This is a genomic window from Prevotella sp. OH937_COT-195 (genome assembly GCF_003932845.1).
GTDB lineage: Bacteria > Bacteroidota > Bacteroidia > Bacteroidales > Bacteroidaceae > Prevotella.
This window is the reverse complement of record NZ_RQZH01000007.1, coordinates 16550-39181: the sequence shown is the minus strand read 5'-3', so window position 1 is coordinate 39181 and position 22632 is coordinate 16550. Positions and strand designations below refer to the sequence as shown.

The 22632-nt window shown below is 45.0% G+C and carries 23 protein-coding genes; 7 read left to right on the top strand and 16 right to left on the bottom strand.

What is annotated here, in order from left to right:
- The first annotated feature begins 1 nt into the window (after position 1).
- The 3 genes from EII32_RS04355 to pgeF all read left to right on the top strand — a co-directional run bounded on the left by EII32_RS04355 (position 2) and on the right by pgeF (position 2646).
- Complete coding sequence (locus tag EII32_RS04355; RefSeq protein ID WP_125234229.1) at positions 2-568, top strand: adenylate kinase; 567 nt, start codon at positions 2-4, stop codon at positions 566-568.
- A gap of 93 nt (positions 569-661) precedes the next feature.
- The gene (gene obgE / locus EII32_RS04350) at positions 662-1837 is read left to right on the top strand and encodes a GTPase ObgE (RefSeq protein WP_125234228.1); all 1176 of its coding nucleotides are present in this window, start codon (positions 662-664) and stop codon (positions 1835-1837) included.
- Complete coding sequence (gene pgeF, locus EII32_RS04345) at positions 1834-2646, top strand: peptidoglycan editing factor PgeF (protein WP_125234227.1); 813 nt, start codon at positions 1834-1836, stop codon at positions 2644-2646. Before obgE ends, pgeF begins: the two co-directional genes overlap by 4 nt.
- 269 nt (positions 2647-2915) lie before the next feature.
- Here the strand turns inward: pgeF and EII32_RS04340 are convergent, their stop codons facing one another.
- Positions 2916-3095: a hypothetical protein gene (locus EII32_RS04340; protein WP_125234226.1), complete on the bottom strand. Its 180-nt coding sequence runs from the start codon at positions 3093-3095 to the stop codon at positions 2916-2918.
- A gap of 66 nt (positions 3096-3161) precedes the next feature.
- Positions 3162-5567, bottom strand: coding sequence for a TonB-dependent receptor (locus EII32_RS04335; RefSeq protein ID WP_125234225.1), 2406 nt, complete (start codon positions 5565-5567; stop codon positions 3162-3164).
- Positions 5568-6037: 470 nt separating this feature from the next.
- Between EII32_RS04335 and EII32_RS04330 the strand changes: the two genes are divergently transcribed.
- On the top strand, positions 6038-6613 hold the full coding sequence (locus EII32_RS04330; RefSeq protein ID WP_125234224.1) for a C40 family peptidase: 576 nt from the start codon (positions 6038-6040) through the stop codon (positions 6611-6613).
- Between the two features lie 87 nt (positions 6614-6700).
- Here EII32_RS04330 and rplS read toward each other — a convergent pair whose 3' ends face one another.
- Positions 6701-7063, bottom strand: a complete 363-nt coding sequence (gene rplS / locus EII32_RS04325) for a 50S ribosomal protein L19 (protein ID WP_125234223.1) — start codon at positions 7061-7063, stop codon at positions 6701-6703.
- Positions 7064-7300: 237 nt separating this feature from the next.
- Here rplS and EII32_RS04320 point away from each other — a divergent pair, with 237 nt between their 5' ends.
- Positions 7301-8065 (top strand): 5'-nucleotidase C-terminal domain-containing protein, encoded by a 765-nt coding sequence (locus EII32_RS04320; protein WP_125234222.1) that lies wholly within the window; start codon positions 7301-7303, stop codon positions 8063-8065.
- A 10-nt stretch (positions 8066-8075) separates the two neighbouring features.
- Positions 8076-8918: a bifunctional metallophosphatase/5'-nucleotidase gene (locus EII32_RS04315; RefSeq protein ID WP_125234290.1), complete on the top strand. Its 843-nt coding sequence runs from the start codon at positions 8076-8078 to the stop codon at positions 8916-8918.
- 127 nt (positions 8919-9045) lie between these two features.
- Here EII32_RS04315 and EII32_RS04310 read toward each other — a convergent pair whose 3' ends face one another.
- The 7 genes from EII32_RS04310 to EII32_RS12695 form a co-directional block, all read right to left on the bottom strand.
- Entirely contained in the window at positions 9046-11589 is a 2544-nt protein-coding gene (locus tag EII32_RS04310; protein ID WP_125234221.1) for an outer membrane beta-barrel family protein, read from the bottom strand.
- Positions 11586-12275 carry a FecR domain-containing protein gene (locus EII32_RS04305; protein WP_125234220.1) on the bottom strand — a complete coding sequence of 230 codons (690 nt, stop codon included), beginning with the start codon at positions 12273-12275 and terminating at the stop codon, positions 11586-11588. The genes EII32_RS04310 and EII32_RS04305 overlap by 4 nt, the downstream gene beginning before the upstream one ends.
- Positions 12276-12277: 2 nt before the next feature.
- Entirely contained in the window at positions 12278-12769 is a 492-nt protein-coding gene (locus EII32_RS04300; protein WP_125234219.1) for an RNA polymerase sigma factor, read from the bottom strand.
- Positions 12770-13053: 284 nt separating this feature from the next.
- Positions 13054-13797: a porin family protein gene (locus EII32_RS04295; RefSeq protein WP_125234218.1), complete on the bottom strand. Its 744-nt coding sequence runs from the start codon at positions 13795-13797 to the stop codon at positions 13054-13056.
- Positions 13798-13837: 40 nt separating this feature from the next.
- Positions 13838-13981: a hypothetical protein gene (locus EII32_RS12075; protein ID WP_158611124.1), complete on the bottom strand. Its 144-nt coding sequence runs from the start codon at positions 13979-13981 to the stop codon at positions 13838-13840.
- 354 nt (positions 13982-14335) lie between these two features.
- Positions 14336-14998, bottom strand: a complete 663-nt coding sequence (locus EII32_RS04290) for a hypothetical protein (protein ID WP_125234217.1) — start codon at positions 14996-14998, stop codon at positions 14336-14338.
- 349 nt (positions 14999-15347) lie between these two features.
- Positions 15348-15479 (bottom strand): hypothetical protein, encoded by a 132-nt coding sequence (locus EII32_RS12695; protein ID WP_255416445.1) that lies wholly within the window; start codon positions 15477-15479, stop codon positions 15348-15350.
- A gap of 971 nt (positions 15480-16450) precedes the next feature.
- Between EII32_RS12695 and EII32_RS04280 the strand changes: the two genes are divergently transcribed.
- Complete coding sequence (locus tag EII32_RS04280; protein ID WP_125234216.1) at positions 16451-16618, top strand: 4Fe-4S binding protein; 168 nt, start codon at positions 16451-16453, stop codon at positions 16616-16618.
- Between the two features lie 293 nt (positions 16619-16911).
- On the opposite strand, the gene EII32_RS04275 is transcribed toward EII32_RS04280, so the two are convergent.
- The 6 genes from EII32_RS04275 to EII32_RS04250 form a co-directional block, all read right to left on the bottom strand.
- Positions 16912-18381 (bottom strand): tetratricopeptide repeat protein, encoded by a 1470-nt coding sequence (locus EII32_RS04275; protein ID WP_125234215.1) that lies wholly within the window; start codon positions 18379-18381, stop codon positions 16912-16914.
- Positions 18382-18487: 106 nt separating this feature from the next.
- Complete coding sequence (locus EII32_RS04270) at positions 18488-19450, bottom strand: PstS family phosphate ABC transporter substrate-binding protein (RefSeq protein WP_125234214.1); 963 nt, start codon at positions 19448-19450, stop codon at positions 18488-18490.
- 8 nt (positions 19451-19458) lie between these two features.
- Positions 19459-20304 carry an energy transducer TonB gene (locus EII32_RS04265; protein WP_125234213.1) on the bottom strand — a complete coding sequence of 282 codons (846 nt, stop codon included), beginning with the start codon at positions 20302-20304 and terminating at the stop codon, positions 19459-19461.
- A 24-nt stretch (positions 20305-20328) separates the two neighbouring features.
- Complete coding sequence (locus EII32_RS04260) at positions 20329-20976, bottom strand: ExbD/TolR family protein (RefSeq protein ID WP_125234212.1); 648 nt, start codon at positions 20974-20976, stop codon at positions 20329-20331.
- A 1-nt stretch (position 20977) separates the two neighbouring features.
- Complete coding sequence (locus tag EII32_RS04255) at positions 20978-21652, bottom strand: ExbD/TolR family protein (protein ID WP_125234211.1); 675 nt, start codon at positions 21650-21652, stop codon at positions 20978-20980.
- A 30-nt stretch (positions 21653-21682) separates the two neighbouring features.
- Positions 21683-22513: a MotA/TolQ/ExbB proton channel family protein gene (locus tag EII32_RS04250; protein ID WP_125234210.1), complete on the bottom strand. Its 831-nt coding sequence runs from the start codon at positions 22511-22513 to the stop codon at positions 21683-21685.
- Positions 22514-22632 lie beyond the last annotated feature (119 nt).

Below are 22632 nucleotides of genomic sequence, written 5' to 3'. Positions count from 1 at the left end.
AATGGAAAATATTGTGATTTTCGGTGCACCGGGCTCTGGCAAAGGTACACAGAGTGAGTTAATTATCAAGAAGTATGGGCTGGGGCATATCTCCACGGGCGATGTGCTTCGCGAGCAAATCAAGAGGGGAACGGAATTGGGCAAAACCGCCAAGAGTTTCATAGACAAGGGGCAACTTATTCCCGACGACCTGATGGTGAGCATTCTGGCAAGTGTATATGACGGATTCGGGCAGGATCACAAGGGAGTCATTTTCGATGGTTTCCCGCGCACCATTCCGCAGGCAGAGGCTCTCAAAGCAATGCTTGCAGAGCGCGGACACTGTCTGGCAGCCATGATAGAACTTGACGTTCCGGAGGAAGAACTCGTGACTCGTCTCATAAAGCGCGGACAAGAGTGCGGACGTTCCGACGACAATGCCGATACGATAAAGAAGCGTCTCGATGTCTATCACAACCAGACACAGCCGCTCGTGGCATGGTATAAGCGCGAGGGAATACGCCACCATGTTGACGGTGTAGGTTCTCTCGAAAGCATATTCGCGCAGATAGAGCAGATTATTGGATAGAATTTTATACCGAAGCCCCTTACTCTTGGCGTCATGTAATGGCGCATCCCCCGAAACGAGGGCAGGGTAGGGGTTGTTTTTTTATACTTTAATATGGAGAGCAATTTCGTAGATTATGTGAAGATATACTGCCGTTCGGGAAAAGGTGGCAGGGGGAGCATGCACCTCAAGCACGTGAAATACAACTACAACGGCGGTCCCGACGGTGGCGACGGAGGCAATGGCGGCAACGTTATATTGCGCGGTAATCACAACTATTGGACGTTGCTGCATCTGAGATACCGAAGGCACGTTTATGCCGAGCATGGAGGAAACGGAGGAAAGGACAAATGTCACGGTACGAACGGGAAACACGAGTATATAGACGTGCCGTGCGGAACCGTTGTGTATGATGCGGAAACGGGAAAATATGTGTGCGACATAACTCGCGACGGACAAGAGGTGGTGCTGCTGAAAGGGGGACGGGGAGGACTCGGGAATTTCCAATTCCGCACCGCAACCAACCAAGCACCGCGCTTTGCACAACCCGGAGAACCGATGCAGGAGATGACGGTGATACTCGAATTGAAACTGCTCGCCGACGTGGGTCTCGTGGGATTTCCCAACGCCGGCAAGTCAACGTTGCTGTCTGCACTCTCGTCGGCACGACCGAAAATTGCCAATTACCCGTTCACAACACTCGAGCCGTCACTCGGAATAGTGTCATACCGCGACCAAAAATCGTTCGTAATGGCAGACATTCCGGGAATAATAGAGGGCGCGAGCGAGGGAAAGGGACTCGGACTGCGTTTCCTGAGACATATCGAGAGAAACTCGCTGCTGCTATTCATGGTGCCGTGCGACTCGGACGACATAGTCAAAGATTATAACATTCTGCTCAACGAACTGCGACGCTTCAATCCCGACATGCTCGACAAACACAGAGTGCTCGCCATAACCAAATGCGACATGATAGACGAGGAGCTGTCACAGATGTTGCACGAGGAAATATTAAAAGGAATAGACGAAAAACTTCCGCTGGTATTCATGTCGGCAGTGACACAGCAAGGATTGGGCAAACTGAAAGACATTCTGTGGGAAGAACTCAACAGCGAGAGCAACAAACTGCAGAGCATAACCGCCGAAGACATTATCGTTCATCGCGACAAGGACATGACGCGCTTCTCCAACGAACTTGCCGCAGAGGGCGAGAACGTGGAAATTGAGTTTGTCGATGAAGACGAAATAGAGGAACTCGATGATTACGAGATTGAGGATATTGAAGAATGACGTTGCATGAATACTGTCTCGGAGACACGGTGTACGCATTCTCCACAATGCGCCAAGGGGGCGTGGGGAAGGGTAATTATGCCTCGTTCAACATAAACCGCTACTGCGGAGACTCCGAAGAGAACATCGCGCGAAACCTTGAGATACTCGCCGATACATTAAATATCGCTCCGTTGAGCATAATATATCCGCGACAGGTTCACGGTACGGTGTACAAACGCATAACGAAAGATTGTATCTCGCTGCCGACTGCCGAACGCCAATCCATGATAGATGGTTCCGACGCACTCATTACCGATGTTGAGAATATATGCATCGGAGTGTCCACGGCCGACTGCATACCGATTCTTTTATACGACCCCGAACATCATTGTGCCGCGGCAATACACGCAGGTTGGCGCGGAACCGTGAGGCGGATGGCACAAATTGCGGTTGCGGCGATGTGCGACAATTTCTCGTCGAAACCCGAAATGCTGAGAGCCGTCATCGGACCGGGCATATCGCTCGAAGCATTCGAGGTGGGCGACGAGGTGTATTACGAGTTTTTGAAGGAACGTTTCCCGATGGAAGAAATTGCACGTCGTTTCCCACTTATGCACGGCACGGCAGACTCCGAGTCGCAAACCATGATGAAATGGCACATCGACCTTCCTGCGTGCAACCGCCTGCAACTCATCGCAAGCGGCATACCTGCCTCAAACATATATTCTTCCGGCATCTGCACATACGCCTCCTGCGACGCGTTCTTCTCCGCCCGCCGTCTCGGAACGGACTCCGGCCGCATCTTCACCGGCATCATTCTGAAATGACATGATATAACTTTTTCTTGTCCCTGACTGTCTTTTTCCTTGTGTGTCGCACTGAACTCGCAACCGGTTCTGTTTGTACGGCACGGCAATTTCGGTTGTTTTGGTTTTCAAAACCGCCTGTTTTGCATTGCAATTTCGCCCAATTTGTTCACCAATTCTGCCCAATTTGCTTTCCGTTTTTCCATGAAACGGGAAGGGTTCGGATATGAAACACCGCCATGCTACGGGTGCAACACGGCGGTGTAATTGTATTGTAACGATAATTGTGGTTATTCCATGTCGTGCTTAAACCCAAATAGGTCATTATAACCCTCAACCGATTTTGTTCGATTGTTGAGCAGATGTGCAACTGTTTCATCAAGGGCGTAGCGGGCTACGTCTATATGTACTGGCTGCGCAGATGTCAGCAAGCGGGTTAAAGCAGTTGGGAAGCGTAACGGCAATGGCAAATCTAAGTAAATGCGGTCTAATGACCGATTCGGGTTAAACCATTTTATCATCGTCCGGCATGGTGTTTACAGCGTTATGCTTACACCTGCATACCATGTCGCACCATATACTGGAGCATACATAAAAGCGGCATCGTCGGTGTGCTTCTCGTCCTGAATGTAACTGAAAATGTTCTTTCCGCCGGCGTATATGTTCATCGTGTCGAAGCGTTTTGCCACGCGACAGTTCCACAATGTGAAAGTATCTGTCTTCTTTATCTTTGAGTTTGCGGCATTTTCTTCAGAGTTGTAGTCGATGTACATCTTGCCTTGCAGTGAACTTGTCACTGAGAATGTCCATGTGCCGGGAGTGTATTCGAGAGTGATGTCGCCGGTCATGGCGGGGAAGCGCGATATGTTCTTGCTGTCCTCGGCATAGGCGGTCTCTTTCCAATCCTCGCGTATGTTCTTGAACTTTCCTTGGTTGAAAGTCCAATTCAGTCCTGTGTTGAAATCCTTGAAGAGGTTTGCCTTGACACCGAGTTCAATGCCCTGTACGTATGCGTCGTCAACATTCTGCCACTCGTAGGTATATCCGAGTTTTTTAACCTCTTCCGTAGCGGGCGAGAACTGTATTTTATCCATGAGGTCGGTGCGGAAGATGTTGAGGCTCAACTGATAGCCTTTGCCGTAATAATCGGCAGACAGGTTGTAACTGATTGAACGTTCGCCCTTGAGTTTGGACGATTTCCACACGCGCGGCGAACCGCTGCACAGATGCAGGTCTTCGGAGAAACCGTATGGGGCACGGAATCCCGTACCTACGTTTGCACGCAGAATTAACGACGGGTTGATTTCATACTTTACTGCAAGACGCGGGTTGAAAGATGTTTCCTTGAACTCGGTCTTCGGGAAATTTTTGTCGAACACTTTCTCGCTCGATGTATATTCTTCGCCGGAACTGTGCGTGTCGAGACGCAGTCCGGGAACTATGGTGAGTTTCGGGATAACGTTCCATTCGTCCTGAATGAAGAATCCGAATTCCGTTGCATGCTTCTTGCCGATTGAAGTGTATGGAATGCCATAGAACGGGTCGGTCTTGTTTTCTTCTCCCGACAATACATAAAGACCTGTTTCGCGCAGGCGTGTGAAATATCCCTGAACACCTGCAAGCAGAGTATGATTGCCGATAATACTCGTTATGGTAAGCGACGGCGTGAATGAGTTTTCCTTTGCCACGTATGGGCGCATCAACTCGACATCGGGGCTTGCGCCTTCGTGTGATTCTTGGTAATTCCCCAAGAAAGTGTCATTGGTGGCATTGCGCTTGTGGTGAACATAAGCCGAAGCAAAGTTCAATTCGGTGTGCGCCCCGAGAGGCAGAGTGTATGCCATGTCCAGCGACAAGCGGTTTGTGCGTATGTTTTCTGTTCCCGCCGAAAAGGGATTCAGGTACAGGTCGTTGGTCATGGTGCCTCCGTAGCGCAGCTCGTCAATGGCTTTGGCACGAAGAACGAGTTTGTCGTTCTTGCTGAACGGGTTGAAGAAATAAACGTTCATGCCGACGTTGTTCATTCTGCTGTTAACACGGTCTGAAACACCGTCTTTTTTCTTTACCTCGTCGCGTGTGAGTCCGTCTTTGGTCTCGTCTACGGCATCCATCTCGGTGTGCTGTGCCGTAACCATGAGTCCGATATTGCGGAAACGCATTGAACCGGCTCCCTTGTAACTCTTGTATCCCCAGTTGCCGAACTGTATGTCGCCCGTTACCGAAGGTTCGAACGAAGGTTCTTTCGAAATGATGTTTATGGCACCTGCCACGGCACTGCTGCCGTAGAGAGCCGAGCCTGCGCCTTTCACAACCTCGAGACGGTCGATGTCGTTGGTGCCCATCTGCTGTAGTCCGTACACTCCGGCCAATCCCGAATAAACCGGTTCGCCGTCGATGAGTACCTGTGTGTGTTCCGCTCCGAGTCCCTGCATGCGCACTTCTGAGAAATTGCAGAACTGACATTGCTGCTCCACGCGTATTCCCGGCACGCCTTCGAGTGCCTCGTAAAGGCTTTGTGCATTCTTGCGTTTTATTGCCTGCGATGTCAATACCTCGGTGCGTATGGGCACGTCTTTCACAAAATGGGAAGTGCGCGTACCCGTTACTACTACCTGACTCAGTTCCAATGGGTCTTTTTCAAGTAGGAAGCATACATTTGCCGACTTGTTTTGTTCCATCGTAACTTCGATTTCCTGCTCCTGATATCCGTCGAGTCTTGCCACCACGATTTGTTTTCCTACGGGCAGGTCGGTCAGTTTGTAGTGTCCCGTGGCATCACATTTCGTTGTAAGCGTTGTTCCTTTAACACTGATACTGGCATAAGGCAGGTGCATTCCGCCCTCTTTCGCCTTTACGTCGCCAAACAACATGGCGTCCGTGTGTTGTCCCATGGCAGTTATTGCGAATAACATGCCAAGAAACAGTAGATAAATCTTCTTCATTTTTTTCCTAAAATTTATGATAAAATCAAATAATTTTGCAAAGGTACTAAGATGTTTTTATCCGTGCAATACTTAATCGTTGTTATTTTTTTAATGAATGAAACAGAGTTTTTTATGCAGAAATATATCTCTGAATCGTGGTGAATATTTTAAAAGATAGTATGTTTTGCATGTTGAAAAAATATTGTGTGATGGTGGAAAAGACAGATGGTTAATGCTAAATATTTTTGGATATGTCGAAGCGTATTTCTTAAAAGATGTAAAAGCATTTGCTTAAACCTTTTTACGAGTAATGTTTTGTAAGTCGTTGTAACATAGAGATAACGTGGAAAAACGGAACCTTTAAACCGACTTTTGGACTATATCGAAAAAGATGTAAAGACTATTTCATGGCTATTTTTTTTTCGTATCTTTGCACTTGTCTTTCTATTTGAAGGCATTATCACGACCTAATCATTCTATTAATAATAATGAAGAAATTTATTGCGCTTACTGCCATATTGCTGTTGTTTTCGCCGTTCATACCCGCAATTGCCGGGAAAAAGAAGCACAGGGCAAAGGCTAAGGCACGTCCGAAACAGGAACAGAGAATAGAGGAGATTGACAATTTCGATTTCTTGTATATTAACGAAGGAGTAAATGTTGATTACAGCGACAACCTTATGGCGGGCAACGTACTTGACGAGGCTTTCAACCACATAGGGGCGCGTTACAGTCATGGCAGTGCCGGACCGTATGTGTTCGACTGCTCGGGCTTCACGAGTTATGTATTCGGAAAGATGGGAATATCGCTCAGTCGTTCGTCGCGCCAACAATCGACGCAGGGATACCGTATCGACAACAACGAATTGCAGAGCGGAGATCTCGTTTTCTTCACCAGTCCGCGAAGCGGCGGTAACGTCGGACATGTGGGCATTGTGGTTGATGTTGACCCGATAACCGGTAGTTTCGACTTTATTCATGCTTCGTTACGAGGGGTAAAGGTAAGCAACTCTCGCGAGAGTTACTATGCTCGCCGATACTTGTTCGGGAGAAGGGTGATGTGACTTTGAAAATACGAAATAATAAAAATAATGAGGATGCGCATAATTGCACATCCTCTTTTAGTTTTTCCGAATACTTGGTACGGGTGGTTATTTTGCCATGGCAACGGTACGCTTTTCTGCGATACGCGCTTTCTTGCCGGTGAGTTTGCGCAGATAGTACAATTTAGCACGACGCACTTTTCCAATCTTGTTTACCTCAATATTGTCAATGTTGGGGCTTTCGATGGGGAAGATACGCTCTACGCCTATTGTTCCTGACATCTTGCGAACTGTGAAACGCTTCTTCTCACCGTGACCGCAAATCTTGATTACCACACCACGATAGAGCTGGATACGCTCTTTCGTTCCCTCGATGATTTTGTAAGCAACCGTTACCGTGTCGCCGGCTTTGAACTTCGGATGTTCTTTTCCGGTTGCAAATGCTTCTTCAGCAACTTTTATTAAATCCATTGATATTAAATGATTATAATTTGAATGGTTTCGCGCAACATAGCGAGGCAACTCTTCTTCCTGCCATAGGTTACGTCGAAAAAGCGTTGCAAAGGTAATGCTTTTTTCCGAATTTTAAACTATTGATCGTATGTTTTTTCTCTTTTCAGCCTTTTTTTTGTTTTTTGTCGAGCCTGAATGCTGTTATTTGGATATATTTTATTTACCTTTGCATATCCAAACCAATATATGTAAAAAATGAGAAACAAAACTCTGTTTTTAGTATTATCAGCCGCGTTTGTAATGTCTGCATGCCGCACACACTACGAACTTACTTCGGTGTCGAAGACGCGCGTGCTTGTCGACAAGCGTTATGACGCAGCCCCGGACGCACGTGCCGCGGCATTCATTGTGCCGTTCAAGAATACGGTTGACTCGTTAATGAGTCCCGTGGTGGGAACCACAGCACGTTATCTTGAGCGTGGAAGACCCGAAGGAAACCTGTCAAACTTGCTGCCGGACATATTCATGGCAATGGCACACGAGTATGGTGAGAACCCCGATTTCGCCACATATAACTATGGTGGAATACGTGCGGCACTGCCGGAAGGTAACGTGACAAAGGGAGATATTAATGATGTGGCACCGTTCGAGAACAAAATTGTATTCATAACGTTGAAGGGAGACAAGGTGCTCGAGTTGTTCCAGCAGATGCTTGACCGAGGAGGAGAGTGCGTGAGTCACGAGGTGCGCATAGTGGCAGACAAGAAATATAAATTGTTGGAGGCTACCGTGGGAGGCGAACCGGTCGACCCGGAACGTGATTATCGCATAACGACAATAGACTATGTGCAGCAGGGAAACGACGACTTGACGGCATTCAAGAGCGGTACAAACCTGAACTCGCCGGGCGGAGACGCGGCAAATTCGCGCAACGTGATATTGCGATATGTAAAAGAACTTACCGAACAGGGAAAGAAAATTGATAGTAAGTCGGAAGGACGTATAACAATAAAGAACTGAAATGGCTATGATGAAGAAAACGATAATCGCCGTATTGATATGTATCGCAAGCACGATTGCGGCACCGGCACAAGACAAACAACTCGTTGTGTTGCACACCAACGATACACACAGCACGATATATCCGTTGAACCCAACACTTGCCGATACCATGATAGCAGGACGGGGCGGTTTTCTGCGACGGATTAAGATGATAGAGGAAGAGCGGGCAAAGCATCCGTCATTGTTGCTTATGGACAGTGGCGACTTCTCGCAAGGCTCGCCATATTACAACATCTACAAAGGAGAGGTGGAAATACAACTGATGAACATGATGGGCTACGATGCGGTAACGGTGGGCAACCATGAGTTCGACTTCGGGCTGGAGAACATGGCACGCTTGTTCAAAATGGCAAAATTCCCCATCGTATGCGCCAACTATGATTTTACCGGAACGGTGGTCGAAGGGCTCGTAAAACCATACGTCATAATCAAACGCAACGGAGTGAAGATTGGTGTCTTCGGACTTTCGCCGGCACTGAAAGGACTTGTGTTCGACCATAACTGCGTAGGAGTGCGCTATCTCGACCCTGCCAAGGAGGCGTTGAAATGGGGAGACTACCTGAAGAACGTGAAGAAATGCGACATAGTGATTTGTATTTCGCACTTGGGATGGGAAATCGGGGGCGATGACGACAACTATGCGTTTGCGAATGCACGCAACATAGACCTCGTGTTGGGAGGACACTCGCACACATATTTTAAAGGTTTGGAGTATGTGACCGACCTTGACGGAAAGACAATACCGGTGGATCAGAACGGTAAGCATGCCGTATATGTCGGCAAATTATTGCTGAACATAGACAAGAAATAATTCCCTGTCGAAGAGATATTAAAATAAATTGAAAAGCGAGAACCCTGAAAGTTATGAAAAATACTTTCGGGGTTCTCGCTAATTTATACGGCAATTAGACGTATCCGGACTTTACAATAGAGATAATTTACAGTCTGTCGCGCTCGCTTTGTCCGGCGTGCGAACCTTTATATCTGCTGTGTGTGGCATTGAAATTCCATGATATGTCTATCCCTAATCGGCGAATGTCGCGGTATTCGTTGAAACGTGTGCGTGTTTTTATGCCACCGTATGCCGTCATTCCGATTTTGCTCGTGTGGAATATGTCTTTTGCCACGATGGCGACGTAAAGACTTTTGTCCTTGAGGAATTGTCTTCCGATGTGCATATCGACAGAGCCGGAAGCCTTTATCTGTGCACACCCCGACTCGTTGTAAGGATTCAGGTTGCCTTGTATGTTCACCATCAAGTCATGTGGCAGTGTCAATGTGTTGTCCAAGGAGAATGATGATATGAGTCCGTTCCACTTGTGAGTGATGCCGAGAGGAGCATTGTCCTGATCGCTGAAACCGAGTGTGACGGAATAGTTCATTTGCCATATATCGATTTTCGGTGACATGTTGAGTATTATGCCGTAGTTGCGGCATCGAGGCATGTTGCGGTAGTCAAACATCATCACGCCCGGGTGTTTTACGTCGTCATAGCCATATTGGAACGAGCGTATGCCGTTTCTCACATACTGGTAGTATGTCTCTACATGCAGCCACTTCCATGACGAGATCCACGATACGGTATATTCCGTACTTGGTTTCAGCGAGGGGTTACCTGTGTCATACTCGTATTTGCTGCGATAGTTCACCGCCGACGACAGAAGTCCGTATGGAGGGTTGCTGCGTGTGGTGTGGAACGACAGAGTGTGGGTCCAAATCACGCCGGCATAGCCCACCGATGCACGCGGCACAAGTACGCTGTAGTCCGGACTCATGTCGCTGTCATGCAGTCCGTTAACGTAATACCTGTTGTGCTCGTTCTGCCAACGCAGTCCTGCCGTGAGGCTGAACCTGCCACATTTCAACGAGTAATTGGCAAACAGAGACCATGTGGTTGTCTGCTGTCTTATGTGTTTGTCTGCCGAGAAACCACTTTGTACGAAATCGCTTGTACGTCTGACGTGTGATGTTTCCTCGCCGAATGTCAGGCTGCCTGATGCCACGGGAGCCGTGACGACGAGTTTTTCCGCAAGCAGTAGGTTCCTTGTTGACGTGGAACTGCCAACATGAGTGTTTCCTGCCGTACTGCCACTCATGTATGCAAGGCTGTTGTCATGATAGTAGTCGGCACTGAAATCAACATCCCAATTGCCTGCTTTGCCCACATAATAGGCATTTATGCTGTGGCTCATGCGTGGTTTCGACACCGTCGCGGCAATGCTCTTTCCTTCGTCTGCAAGTATTCCGTCGCGCCATGTTTGTTCCTCGCTTTCGATCTTATCCTCGCGGTTGCCGATATAGTTAAATGCCGTATATGTTATTCCCACTGACCGGCATTCGTTTATTTCCCAGTTCCAACCGAAGTTGGCAAAATAGTACTTCATGCGGCTTTTGCGCTTGGTACTTCTTTGGAAATCCCATGTCGAAGAAGCCTCAAGCCGGTCGTCCGAACTTCCCCATATTCGTGCTTCGTTGTCAGTGTAATAATTATGTGAGAAGAAGTCCATTCCGTTGCGTGTTCGATAGTTTAGTTCGGCTCCCGTGTTGACGTAATGTCCCTTTCCTTTGCGGCATGACAAGGAAAACCTTCCGCTCCATCCCTCGCCGGCACGCCTTGCAGTCTTCAGCCTGACCACCGACTTTACGTTTGCATCATACTCTGTTCCTGGCAGAGTGATGATTTCTGCCGAGAGAATGTCTTCTGCACTCAGGCGGTATAGTTCCTCGGGATTGCGCACTTTCTTGCTGTTTACATACACCTCGGGAGTGCCGTGTCCCGCAATGGTGCCGTCTGACATCATCAGCGGCAGATGCTTCATCATTTCGGCAGCCGACCCAAATTTCTCAAGCGGAGTGCCCTTTATGCTTACCATTATGCCTTTGTCGGTTGATTTGTACATCAGTAGGCGTCCTCTCTTGATTACCACGCCGTCCAGCATGTGTGTCTCCGGCTCCATTCTTATCGTACCGGCATTCTCTTTCGTGTATAATCTGTACATGGTTTTGTAGCCAACGTATGACATGCGGGCTATGACCGCCGGGAGGTCGTATGGAATGACAAAGATGCCACTTGCGTTAGATACTCCTCCACATAGCAATGTCGAATCTTTAGGATTCAGCAGTGCCACGTTGGCATATTCCATGGGGATACCGTTCTCGTCGGTAATGGTTCCTGTTAGATGTCGGGCACTCTTGTGAGTGCATTCCACCACTATTAGCGAGTCGCTCACCACAATACGTACCGGGTAATGCCCAACCGCATCGCGCACGGCATCGGGAACCGACCGTCTGTTGATATTCGCCGTGACGCGGAAATCCTCAAGTTCGTTGTATATGAAACTTATATCATAGTGTCCGGAAGTCTCACTTATGCTTTTCAGTGCTTCCGACAGCGACACATTGTTGAACGTGCGGTTTATACGTTGTGCCCATGCGTGGACAACGACCACGATGAGGAACAGTATGACAGCGAATTTCTTCATGGCATTTGTTTCACTATTATGCAGTCTCCTTCGCGCATCACTGTGAGCCGTTCGAAGAGATTTAGTTTCTCAATGACTTTCTCTATCGGTTCCTGTGGATTCCATTGGAAATATAAGCGCAGTTCTTTAAGCCTTTCGTCATCGAACTTAACCGTGCATTTGTAATGTTGTGCTATTTCGGGAAGCATCTCGTCAAGGCGCACATTGTCGAAGGTCTCTGTTCCTTCTGCGACTCCGGTATGGGTGGCAACGGTATCTTCGGTTGTTGTCATGCCATTTATGGCAGCCTTTTTATGCACAGCATTGGCGGTTGATCTTTCTTCGGAATGTATTATAATGGTGTATATGGATGCAATTGCGATGCCCGAAATCACAATCACGGAGATTATTATGGCAGCCACCTTGCGCAGTCCCGGTATCGTTGTGTAAGGCTTACGTTGCTTTTTCCGGAAACGTTGCCATGCCTTTTCAACATCCGGATTATGGCTTACAGCGCGCCTGTACCGGTAACTTTGCTTGATCTCGACCATTGTCTTATATGTTTCGCGCGAGTCCTCGTTCCGGTTTATGATGCAGAGTATCTCTTCTTCCGTATATGCATCGGGATTTTCGATCATTTCCGGCAGAGACTTTTCCGTCTGTCTTTCTTCTCCGTGCGATACGTGATATTTTCTTCTTTTCTCCATTTTCAGTCTTGTTTAAAATGCTTTCTCAGTTGCCGGATACTTTGTCGCAGGTACTTATATACGGTATTTATGTTCATGTCGAGTCGCTGTGCAATCTCCTTCAGTGTCAATTCGTCGTCAAAACGCATACGCATAATGCTTGAGTGCGGCTCGGCAAGCATTTCGTCCATATAGTCCTGTATCTCGTTGAATTTCCGTATGCTTGTCTCTATTGGTTCCTCGTCTGCCATTCCGGTTACGGGATATAGGTTTTTCACTTGTTTTCTAAGTTGTTTTTTCCTTATTACATTGTGACAACCGTTGCGCACGGCTGTCATAAGGTATGCCTCGGTTTTGTTCTCGGGTACCGTCATTCCTTTCTCCATCAATCGTGCGAACACGTTTTGTACCACATCTTCCGCCTCTTCCTCGTCGTCAAGGATTGTCCTTGCCAACCTTGTCATTGCGCAGTAGTGCGTTCGGAATAGCAGTTCAAGCATTATTTTTTCAAGCATATCGGTAATATATGTACAGACACTTTTTTATTCCGGTCTTTATATGTATGACACGCGAGAATGTATTTTTTTTATGGAATATGGCTTTAAGTATGTGTGTTTTTTCAATAATCTGTGCAATTTATAATCATTTCCTTTGAAATATAATACGGATAATCCCTTCTCATCGAAATTGTATTATATGGCGTAACAATTATGTTCGGAATACAGATTTGGAATATAATATGTGCATTCTACATTGTATAATATAGATTATTGCGATACGCATAAGTTTGTGTAACGGACTATTCAAAGTAGAAAGTAAGTACAATCATCTTGCTGCGACCTTTGTTCACCGATTTTGTGTATTGCAACATGTTCTTGTCTTTAAGGTGATTACTGTGGTCGGTATCGAGACTGTTAGTCAGTCCGTAAGCGAATTTCAGTTCCGGTCGCAATTTGAAATAGGGTAGGTAGAAGTCGCAACCGATACCTGCTTCGAGATAAACGTCGTAACGTTTCATCTTCAGATAATCGTCATTTTTGTTAGAAAGGTTTATCATCGGATTGAGTCCCAACATCATGTATGGGCGGTGGTTGTTGAAACGTTGCGCACTGTAAATAATGTCGAAAGCGCAGGAAACGTATGCGGTTTTCAGTTCTTGTCGCTGTTCTATCGGTCGTCCGTTCTCTAATTTCTCTTTGTGATTGCGGAAAGTGAAGTGTTTCGTTCCGAAATACATTGCCGGTGCCATGCGCATGGCAAAATATGTGTCGAGCCGAAACTCGCCCAATACGCCAACATTGAAGCCTGCGTCCCAACGATCTTGGTCGCAAGTTACCAACACGTCTTTGCTACCGTTTTCGGTGGTTATCGTTTGCGGACCCACATTCGTCAGTTCGATGTCCTGAAGATGCGTACCCACCAAGACTCCGAAATGGAACGGGCGAAGGTCGGTGTAAGGTCGGTTCTCCACCGTTCGCTCTTGTGCAAAACCATGCAAGGCGCACACCGTCATTATTATTGTGTATGCGATAAGTCTTTTCATATTCTATATAACGTTGTTTTTTTATGATTATTGCAGTTCGTTATCCGGAACCAAAGTATTTTAACCCAAATCGGTCATTAGAACCCTCAACCGATTTTGTTCGATTGTTGAGCAGATGTGCAGCCGTTTCATCGAAGGCGTAGCGGGCTACGTCAAGATGAAACGGCTGCGCAGATGTCAGCAAGCGGGCTAAAGCAGTTGGGAAGCGTAATGCGCAATAGCAAATCTAAGCAAATGCGGTCTAATGACCGATTTGGGTTAAAGTATAACATAAGTTTTTAAAAGTAAAATAAATCATATAAATGTTGCAATGGTAGTATAGAGTCTAATGGCAAGAGTATCATTACGAATGTTTTCTCGAAAACTATTGATAGAGTGGTTTACACTCTTTACCCTACTTGTTTCCACTTTAAAAACTCCATAATATCATAAATAATACGCGAGTTCGGGATAAGAACTCGCGTATTGTATATAATTGAATGTATAAAGTTCATTCCTTTGGTTTCACGACACAGATTGTAACTCCTGCAAGGATTTTTTATGGTATATCATCCCGTGTCACCACGTTCTGTTTCAAGAATTCGGATCTTTTCTTGCAATAAAAGTGTTCATCATCGAAATTGATCGTGTCAACCTGCACGTCGTACTTTTTTATTATCTCATCAATGCGATTCTTTAATCCGCTCATATATATTGCTTTATTTACATTTTTATAAAACATGCCTAAATAATATTCACGAGGAAGTTTCCGTGGAAGTAATTTACTGTAATTAAGATTTGTCTCCACAGAGCATTCTCCCAGTTCGGAAACATAGAATACTATTTCTTTTAAACTATTCAAATTATAAAACTTCGAAGCCTCGCCAAGACAGGCATCAAATTCCGTCATAATTTCATCGTAGGTTCTATTTTTATAATACCTTTTCAATTTTCTTTTCTGAATTTCGTTTAAGTCTCTGAAATTGAACGAAATCCTAATATGATTACCGATATAACTATATTCCACAACAAGTATAGAATAAGTTGACGTGTCTGTCCCCATCGAGCAAAAGAACTCTCCGACAGTATTGATTCGTTCACTGTCTTCAAATATAACGGAATGAACAGTCAAGCCTCCGTTTACCATCTTGTTTTGCGATTTCACATTGAACGATATGAAAAGGGTCGTCAATAAAACAAATGTCAATAATGCTTTCATCATCTTCTCCATAAATAAGTATTAATACGTTTATCTTTTATAAATTTTGTCGCTTTAGAACTGCCATCCGCTTCAGACAGTAGCCGTAGCGGTTGAAAATCCGGATGTTGTCCGGCGTCTGCACAAATTTGTCTGGGCATAGGAAACGGCTGATGTTCCCGTTGTCGACATACGATATTTCGGAAATCATACCGAATCCCACAAGTCACAGAACTCCTGTTCGGTTATCATTTGAATGCCGAATTTCTTAAAAGTACTCTATATCGCAATTGGTATCCAACCCGAAACTGTAATTCCTTTCATCCGACATTTTAACGATAATATTTTTATTCTCATTAAATCCAATTTCACGTCAAGATTCATTGTTTTCTTCGTTGTACTCCAAATACCATTCGTCAGTATCTTTTTTGTATCCCCACTTCCAATGGAAATACCTCTTGTCGGCAGTGCGCCAATTGTAAATTGGTATCCTTGTATTCCTCAACTTCCCATTTAGATTACTCGGATAATGATTATCGATATTCTTCCTGTGATGTTGATTTGACCTCCAATGTATAGCCTTTGTCCTAAAACCACTTGCATCTGAATATGAAATATGATTTTGCCTTAACCATACTTCTGTCCCACCCACCGGTTGCAGCATTGAACCAACTTGATACCATTCCTGTTGCGCCGTTGGATACGGCTCTTTCCAATATCAGTATTTCAAATTCTGGATATACCGGTTGCAATGGCTTCTGAACAGGGCAAGTTGGTGGGAGCAAAAGTTTACAATGCCCAATAACTATAACTTCATCCGAAGGGTGTGGAGCAGATAAGTACCAAACCAAAGTTTCTCATAAAAATATTTTTATAGTAAAGATGTATTTAAGATTATTATTACCAACTGTGTGATGGTAGTGTTATGTTTATAAAGGTATGTTTTTTTATTATTATTACAAATTTAAAATGTTGAATATTATGTTAAAACTTTTGACAAAATGTGGAGTTTGTCGCATGTACCGGTTATTTGCAATCAACCTACGGGGAGATTCTCGTGTATGTTGCAGATACCGTGTATTTCAGAAATAGTGTGCCGTTTGTCTTGACAGATGCTTTTTGTAATCCGTCTGAATGTCTGTCAATATATGGTTTGTGGTTGACCGAAAATGAAAATCGGTGGTTTTGCATTATGATTTCAGCGATTTTGCATTACAAATTCGCCTAAATTGGTCGTCAAAACCGCCGATTTTGTCGTATAGAAGACATGCTTGTTTACTGCATTCGGATATTAATGTCAATACTTTTGGGTATAAATGATAGTCTAAATCATTATTAATGGGTATCGGAAAGGTGGCATTAAAGTTAATTAATGCAAAAATACATACCTAATATTAGGTATGTGACCGCGTTTTTTATTATCTTTGCAATGTGAAAAGTAAATACTATAATATTAACGTATAAAATAAGAACATTATGGCTTATGTAATTAGCGAAGACTGCATCGCATGCGGTACATGTATTGATGAATGTCCGGTAGGAGCAATCTCTGAGGGCGAGCGTTACTCAATTAATCCGGATGAGTGTACGGAGTGTGGCACTTGTGCAGGTGTTTGTCCGTCTGAGGCAATATCACTTCCGTAAGGATTTTGTTACCCTTTTGGGTAAATATTAATTGTTAGACATGATTTCGGGTGTCGGGTTCTTCGGGACAGACACCCTTTCTTTTTGTGTGAAATCAATGTCGTAAAATCTAATTTGCTTGTTTTACATCTTGAATTCCACATGTTATGCACAACAATTCGTTAAGTATGGCATTGCATCAAGACTTTTCCAAAGCATGTCTCGACATGGTGTTTCAAAACTTTACCTTACGGCATAAAAAACATCATCTTCTCGTTTGGGAAGATGATGTTTTTTATGTTTGACTTGTTTGTTTATTCTGTTGCACTTTGAGATTGTTCAGTCTCTGTGTTTTCTGCTTCTGCCTCTGCTTTCTTTTGGAACCATGTCTTGGCAATATTGTCATTGGGAGTAATCGTGATGCACTTGTCGAAGAACGGTCCTGCTGCTTCGAGGTCGTTTTTGCTCCAATGATAGTATCCCATTCGACTGTATGACGTTCCGAGATAGTAGTTCTCGTTGTCACTGCGGTCTGTCTTGTTCTCGAGAATGTTTATTATTTCCGTAAAGTAAGGTACGGACTTGTCATCGAGTTCTACCGTGAATGCAGCGTTTGCTTTCTGGTATATACTCCATACCTTTGCCTGCGGATATTTCTCTACAACCTGATCGTAAACTCCCACGAGTTTTGCAAAGTTTGCTTCTATGCCGTTGGCATCTTCCGTTTCTTTTGCTTTCTTTATCTTGTTAAGGTAGATGTCGGCTATGTCGCGGTAGTCGGCAAGTTTTGCGTTAGGATTCTTGTCAAGGTAAATTGCGCTGTATTCAAGAGCCTTGTCTTCCTGTCCCATGCCGTTGTAGGCTGCGGCAATGTATTTGTACGGCATGATGTTTGTTCCATCTATGGTAAGAGCCTTTTCGTATTTTGCGATGGCTTCTTCGTAGCGTTTGTTGCCTGCAAGAGCATTACCGTAGTAGCACAAGTCGCCGGAGTTGTTCTCGCCTTCGTTAGAAATAAGTTTCTCTGCATATCCAAGTGCTTCTTCAAACTTTTCGAGTCCGATGGTATTTATGAGTGCCAGTCGAACGAAAGAAATGTTGGCGGGGAATTTTGATATGCCGACTTTTGCCACTTCGAGGGCTTTCTCGCGGTTGCCAAGCGATGTGGCAGTTACGGAATACTCGGTAAGATGGCTTTCTTCGAGTTTGTTGATGTCAGATTTGAGGAAATACTCGAGTGCCTTGTCGTAGTTGCCGGTGTTGTAGAAAGAGTGTGCCGCTTCTGCTTCTATTGGGAAATCAGGCACGTTCTTCTTTAATTCCATGAGCATTCGTTCCGACTCTTTCGGGTCTATCTTGCGATATACGTTAGAGTAACTCATGTATGCTTGTGGGTTTTTCGGGTCGAGTTCGATCGACTGGCGATACCACATTGCTGCACCGCCTCCTTCGTCCTGCATTGCCTGAATGTCGCCTTTTAGGATATATGCGTTGCCGTAGTTCTTGTTGCGTGCTATTGCAAGGTTTGCATAGTGGTCTGCCATTTCGTAGTTTTTTACGGCGAGATAGACATTACCCAATGCAGTGAGTGCCTCCGGGTCTTTCTTGAATGTCTTGTTGTAGGTCTTTAGAAGATCTTTTGCGACATTTTTGTCGTTCGGAGAAGCTTTCAATTCTTTCAAAATAGGCTCAAGCATGGTTTTGTAATCTGCCACCTGAGCGTTTGCGGCAACCGACATGCTAAGTACTAATGCGCCGCTTACGAGATATTTCATTGCTTTCATATTCTAAATTTTTTATTTCGAATTATTGTTTTCTCTATTTCTTGTATTATTCTTTCTTTTTGAACTTGCTTTTCTTTTTTGACCTGTCTGCTATGTGAAAGTTTATTTATTTCCTTTTCACGTTAACAGTCTTTATTATAATGTCGCCTCTGTATGGCAGCAGTCCGGATTTGAATACTATGAGTTGTCCCTGCGGACCGGTAATGTAGTTTGCAAAACTCCATGGGAGAGCCTTGCGCGGATCTACAACTATTGCGTATATTGTTCTTACGAACGGATAGCGTCCGTCCAGTAAGTATGCCTGATATGGTTTCCAACTGTTCATTGGTGTTGCCTTGTCTTGCAACGATACAGACATTACATGGATATTCTTCTTGAATGTGGTGTTTGTGGAGTCTCGGCGGTCGTTTAGCCAGTTCGACCCTATAACACCTATCGAGTTTGGTGTCTTGTCAACGTATTCGATAACTTCTTTGCTGTTCTTTGCGGCATACATGTTTTCCCCTTCGATAGTTTTTCCGTTTAATATGGAGTCAACTACATATCTTACGGTTGCCGATTCTTTGTTATCGAACACCAACTCAATCTTTCCTCGCTTGGAGCCGGGATATATCTGACTCCAGTCGGTTACCTCGCCGCCAAGTATTCTCTTTATGTCTTTCACGGTGATGCAGGTGTCGTTGTTCTCGCGGTTTATGATGAACGACAGCCCGTCGTATCCAATGGGGAATACCTCGGGGATGCGGCTGTTTTTTCTGATGTATGCGTCCTCGTTGGGTTTGAGGGCACGAGAGGTAAATAGCAGATTGGTCTTCATGTCCGTTATCTGCTTCATTCCTTCCACTTCGTTGGTATATTGAGCCTGTAAGCGGGCATTCGGGAACTTGAACTCGAACTGTTCCCTGAGTTCTTCGATGATAGGACTAAAACTTTCATCGGCGACAAACTGAATTGTCCCCGATGAACGTGTGTCTGTCCTTCCGCTCTTGTCCTTCTTCCCGCTGCACGAGAAGAAGAACAAAGAGGGTAAGAGTAATCCTACTATGATGTAGAATTTGTTTTCTTTCATTTTTGTGATTACTGAAGTTTGAATGTTACAGGTACCGTATATTTTACGTTTACTTCCTGACCGTTCTGCTTACCAGGTATCCATTTTGGCATGCTGTTAACCACGCGGGCAGCCTCTTTGTCGAGTGACGGGTCAACCGACTTGACTACTCGCACATTGGATATGGAGCCGTCTTTGCTGACAACGAACTGCACTATTACGCGACCCTGCACACCGTTTTCCTCGGCCAATGTCGGGTACTTGATGTTGTTTGCGAGGTATTGCATGAGTGCGCTCTGTCCGCCGGGGAACGAAGGCATCTGCTCAACAACGTCGAATACCTTGATTGCGACTTTTTGTTGAACTTCCACCGTTGGTTCCGGTTCCACTTTGATGTCATTGCGGATGGCTTCCATCGTACGGTCTTTAGTACCTTCTTGATCGACGTTGCTGACAGCCACATCTTTTTCAAGATCGTCCATGGCTTTCAAGGTGTTCTCCTCTTTTACGAGGTCGTCTTTCTTGATGACCGGAGCGGTAAACTTCTGTGACTCGCGAACTTCAGGAATTTCTTTCTTTGGCTCAACCTTGGGTTGAACTTTGATTTCTTCCTTCTTTTCCTTCTTGGCTGCTTCCTGCAATTTTTGCAGTTCGAGTTGTTCAAGATAGGCTTGGTGTTCTGCGTCAACTTTGTTCTGGTGTACTTTGTAAGCGAGTCCGCCACCGACTAACAATGCAACGACAATCAGTATCACAAGGGCTTTGATGTTACGACCGGAAGTTTCCTTACGAATCACATACGCTCCGTAGGCTTTGTTTTTGTCGGCGAACACCATATCAACCCATTTCGGGTCGTAAAGATCTATTTTTGCCATTTTTTCTTGCTTTATGGTTTATCGTTACAATTGTACATTCTTCTCCTTGAGCATCTTAAGGTCATCGTCATTGAGTTTGTCAATGACGTATGTACCTATGCTAAGAATCTGCATTTCATCGAGAGCGTCAATCATGTTGTTGAACGTAGAGTTGTCAGTAGGCTTTATAACAACGGTCAATGTCGGTATTTTCTCTGCTCCGAGATTACCTTTCTTTATCTTTGACAGTTCTTTCTGATAAATACTGTCAGGCCATTGTTTCGGATTCTTACTGCGTTTCTGCTTCAATTCCTCCACTGCAAGTATTATACGGTTTGCGGGCTTCGTACCATCACCGATGGTGTGATAGCGGAGCACATCGCGTATTCCCTTGCTGCTCCATGTGGTTTCTTGCAACTCTTTGGCATTGCCTTCGTCATCGTATTTGGTGTAGTATATCTTGTTGTTTGCAGCAAGATATAACGTTACCGTTTGTGATGCCTTGGCTTCATTCTTCTGTTCTTCAAGTGTGTTGTCGTCGTTGCTCGGCATGGTGAGTTCCATTGTACTCGGCTTGCTGAGTGTAGTACAGAGCATGAAGAACGTGATGAGAAGCATAAGCATGTCCACCATAGGAGTGAAGTCCACACGGACATCCATCTTCTTCTGTTTGCTTTCTTTCTTTTGTGCCATATTAGTTGCCTCCCCTTACATAAGAATTTGCCTCTACCGACTTGCCGGCATCAAGTTGAGAAATCATAAAGTAATGACTCTCGTCCATGTCCTGAAGTTCGTTCATCACCTTTTTTATTGTTTTATAAGGTGTCTTGGCGTCTGCTTTCAGGGCAATCTTGATTTTGTCATTCACAGTACGTGCAGCGTCAACCCATTGCTGGAATTCGCTCATACCGCCTTGAATAGAGTCGAGAGGGATTCCCTCTTTAATAATCATTCTGTTACGGTTTGCACTGTTTTGCTGTAGATATGCACCGATTTTCGACATTGGAACTCCGAACATTGCTTCGGTCTTGAATGTCTCCATCTGCTTTGGAGTCAACGAGACGTTGAATCTTTGTGCCATGTCAGACAATGCGTTGCCGAGTTGTTCGGTGTTGTCAATGCTCATAAACACTTGGCCTTCGCCCGTGGGCTTGCCATTTGCGTCCCTTTCGGGACTTACCAATATTGTAAGGACTCCGTTTTCAGGCACCTTTATTTCCGAGATAGAACCCGGGGTGACCACCTTCACCGGCTCGTTCTTTACGAACGTAGATGTCAGCATGAAGAAAGTGAGCAGCAGGGTCATAACATCGGACATAGGTGTCATGTCTATCCAGATGTCACTTTTCTTAATTTTTACTTTACCCATAGCGATAAATTTTTAAAGGGTTAGCAAAAATTAAGCCTCTTCCGTATGGTTTGCTTCGTATGTCTGAGCAATAGAGTAACCAACCTCGTCGAGTGCAAATGTCAACTTGTCAACCTTGTTTGTGAAATAGTTGTAAGACACAACGGCGCACCATGAAGTACCGATACCGAATGCGGTGTTGATAAGAGCCTCAGAAATACCTTCTGAAAGAGCGGCAGAGTCAGCACCACCACCTGCAGACAGAGCAGAGAATGAACGAATCATACCGATAACAGTACCGAGAAGTCCGGTAAGAGTACCGAGCGTAACGATAGTTGCGATGATCGGAAGGTTCATTGTCAATGTCGGCATTTCAAGTTGAGTCGCTTCCTCGTGAGCCTGCTGAATCTTGGCAATTTTCTGTGATTTCTTCAAACCTGTTGTGTTCTCCATCTCCCTGTAAGCACGTAGAGATGCGCCAACAACGTTTGCCACCGAACCTTTCTGTGCATCACAAAGTTGCTGTGCCTTTGCGAAGTCGTTTGCGTTCAGAGCTGCCTTGATGTTTGACACGAATTTAGGCAGGGCACCCTTGCCGAATGCAGTCTTCATTGCGAGCCAACGCTCAATCGACATAGCGATTACAGTGAGCAACAGTGAATGGATGACAGGCACGATGATACCACCCTTGAAAATTGTTCCCCATACATCGATAGGACTGTTTGCAGAGTCTCCGTCCTGGAAGTGCATGTCATTTCCGAACCAGATGAAGAACAATGGGAAAGCGATAGCAGCGCAAACGATGATAATCCAAAATGCACCTCTTACTCCTGTGAAGCCCTGAGATTTTTTAGGGCTTGCGGTCTTTTGTGTAGTTGCCATAATTTAAATGTTTAATTTTAGTTGTAAATAATTTAAGTTATTAATAAATTTCTATTTAATTCAGATTTCACTCTAATCCGTCTGCACGCTTTGGGTGCAGTAGGAATAAGTTGCGCAAA

Bases quoted from the DNA above. Each gene is read 5' to 3' on its own strand.
- EII32_RS04355 (WP_125234229.1), top strand. From the start codon at position 2: ATGGAAAATATTGTGATTTTCGGTGCACCGGGCTCTGGCAAAGGTACA.
- obgE (WP_125234228.1), top strand. From the start codon at position 662: ATGGAGAGCAATTTCGTAGATTATGTGAAGATATACTGCCGTTCGGGA.
- pgeF (WP_125234227.1), top strand. From the start codon at position 1,834: ATGACGTTGCATGAATACTGTCTCGGAGACACGGTGTACGCATTCTCC.
- EII32_RS04335 (WP_125234225.1), bottom strand. From the start codon at position 5,567: ATGAAGAAGATTTATCTACTGTTTCTTGGCATGTTATTCGCAATAACT.
- EII32_RS04330 (WP_125234224.1), top strand. From the start codon at position 6,038: ATGAAGAAATTTATTGCGCTTACTGCCATATTGCTGTTGTTTTCGCCG.
- rplS (WP_125234223.1), bottom strand. From the start codon at position 7,063: ATGGATTTAATAAAAGTTGCTGAAGAAGCATTTGCAACCGGAAAAGAA.
- EII32_RS04320 (WP_125234222.1), top strand. From the start codon at position 7,301: ATGAGAAACAAAACTCTGTTTTTAGTATTATCAGCCGCGTTTGTAATG.
- EII32_RS04315 (WP_125234290.1), top strand. From the start codon at position 8,076: ATGAAGAAAACGATAATCGCCGTATTGATATGTATCGCAAGCACGATT.
- EII32_RS04310 (WP_125234221.1), bottom strand. From the start codon at position 11,589: ATGAAGAAATTCGCTGTCATACTGTTCCTCATCGTGGTCGTTGTCCAC.
- EII32_RS04305 (WP_125234220.1), bottom strand. From the start codon at position 12,275: ATGGAGAAAAGAAGAAAATATCACGTATCGCACGGAGAAGAAAGACAG.
- EII32_RS04300 (WP_125234219.1), bottom strand. From the start codon at position 12,769: ATGCTTGAAAAAATAATGCTTGAACTGCTATTCCGAACGCACTACTGC.
- EII32_RS04295 (WP_125234218.1), bottom strand. From the start codon at position 13,797: ATGAAAAGACTTATCGCATACACAATAATAATGACGGTGTGCGCCTTG.
- EII32_RS04290 (WP_125234217.1), bottom strand. From the start codon at position 14,998: ATGATGAAAGCATTATTGACATTTGTTTTATTGACGACCCTTTTCATA.
- EII32_RS04280 (WP_125234216.1), top strand. From the start codon at position 16,451: ATGGCTTATGTAATTAGCGAAGACTGCATCGCATGCGGTACATGTATT.
- EII32_RS04275 (WP_125234215.1), bottom strand. From the start codon at position 18,381: ATGAAAGCAATGAAATATCTCGTAAGCGGCGCATTAGTACTTAGCATG.
- EII32_RS04270 (WP_125234214.1), bottom strand. From the start codon at position 19,450: ATGAAAGAAAACAAATTCTACATCATAGTAGGATTACTCTTACCCTCT.
- EII32_RS04265 (WP_125234213.1), bottom strand. From the start codon at position 20,304: ATGGCAAAAATAGATCTTTACGACCCGAAATGGGTTGATATGGTGTTC.
- EII32_RS04260 (WP_125234212.1), bottom strand. From the start codon at position 20,976: ATGGCACAAAAGAAAGAAAGCAAACAGAAGAAGATGGATGTCCGTGTG.
- EII32_RS04255 (WP_125234211.1), bottom strand. From the start codon at position 21,652: ATGGGTAAAGTAAAAATTAAGAAAAGTGACATCTGGATAGACATGACA.
- EII32_RS04250 (WP_125234210.1), bottom strand. From the start codon at position 22,513: ATGGCAACTACACAAAAGACCGCAAGCCCTAAAAAATCTCAGGGCTTC.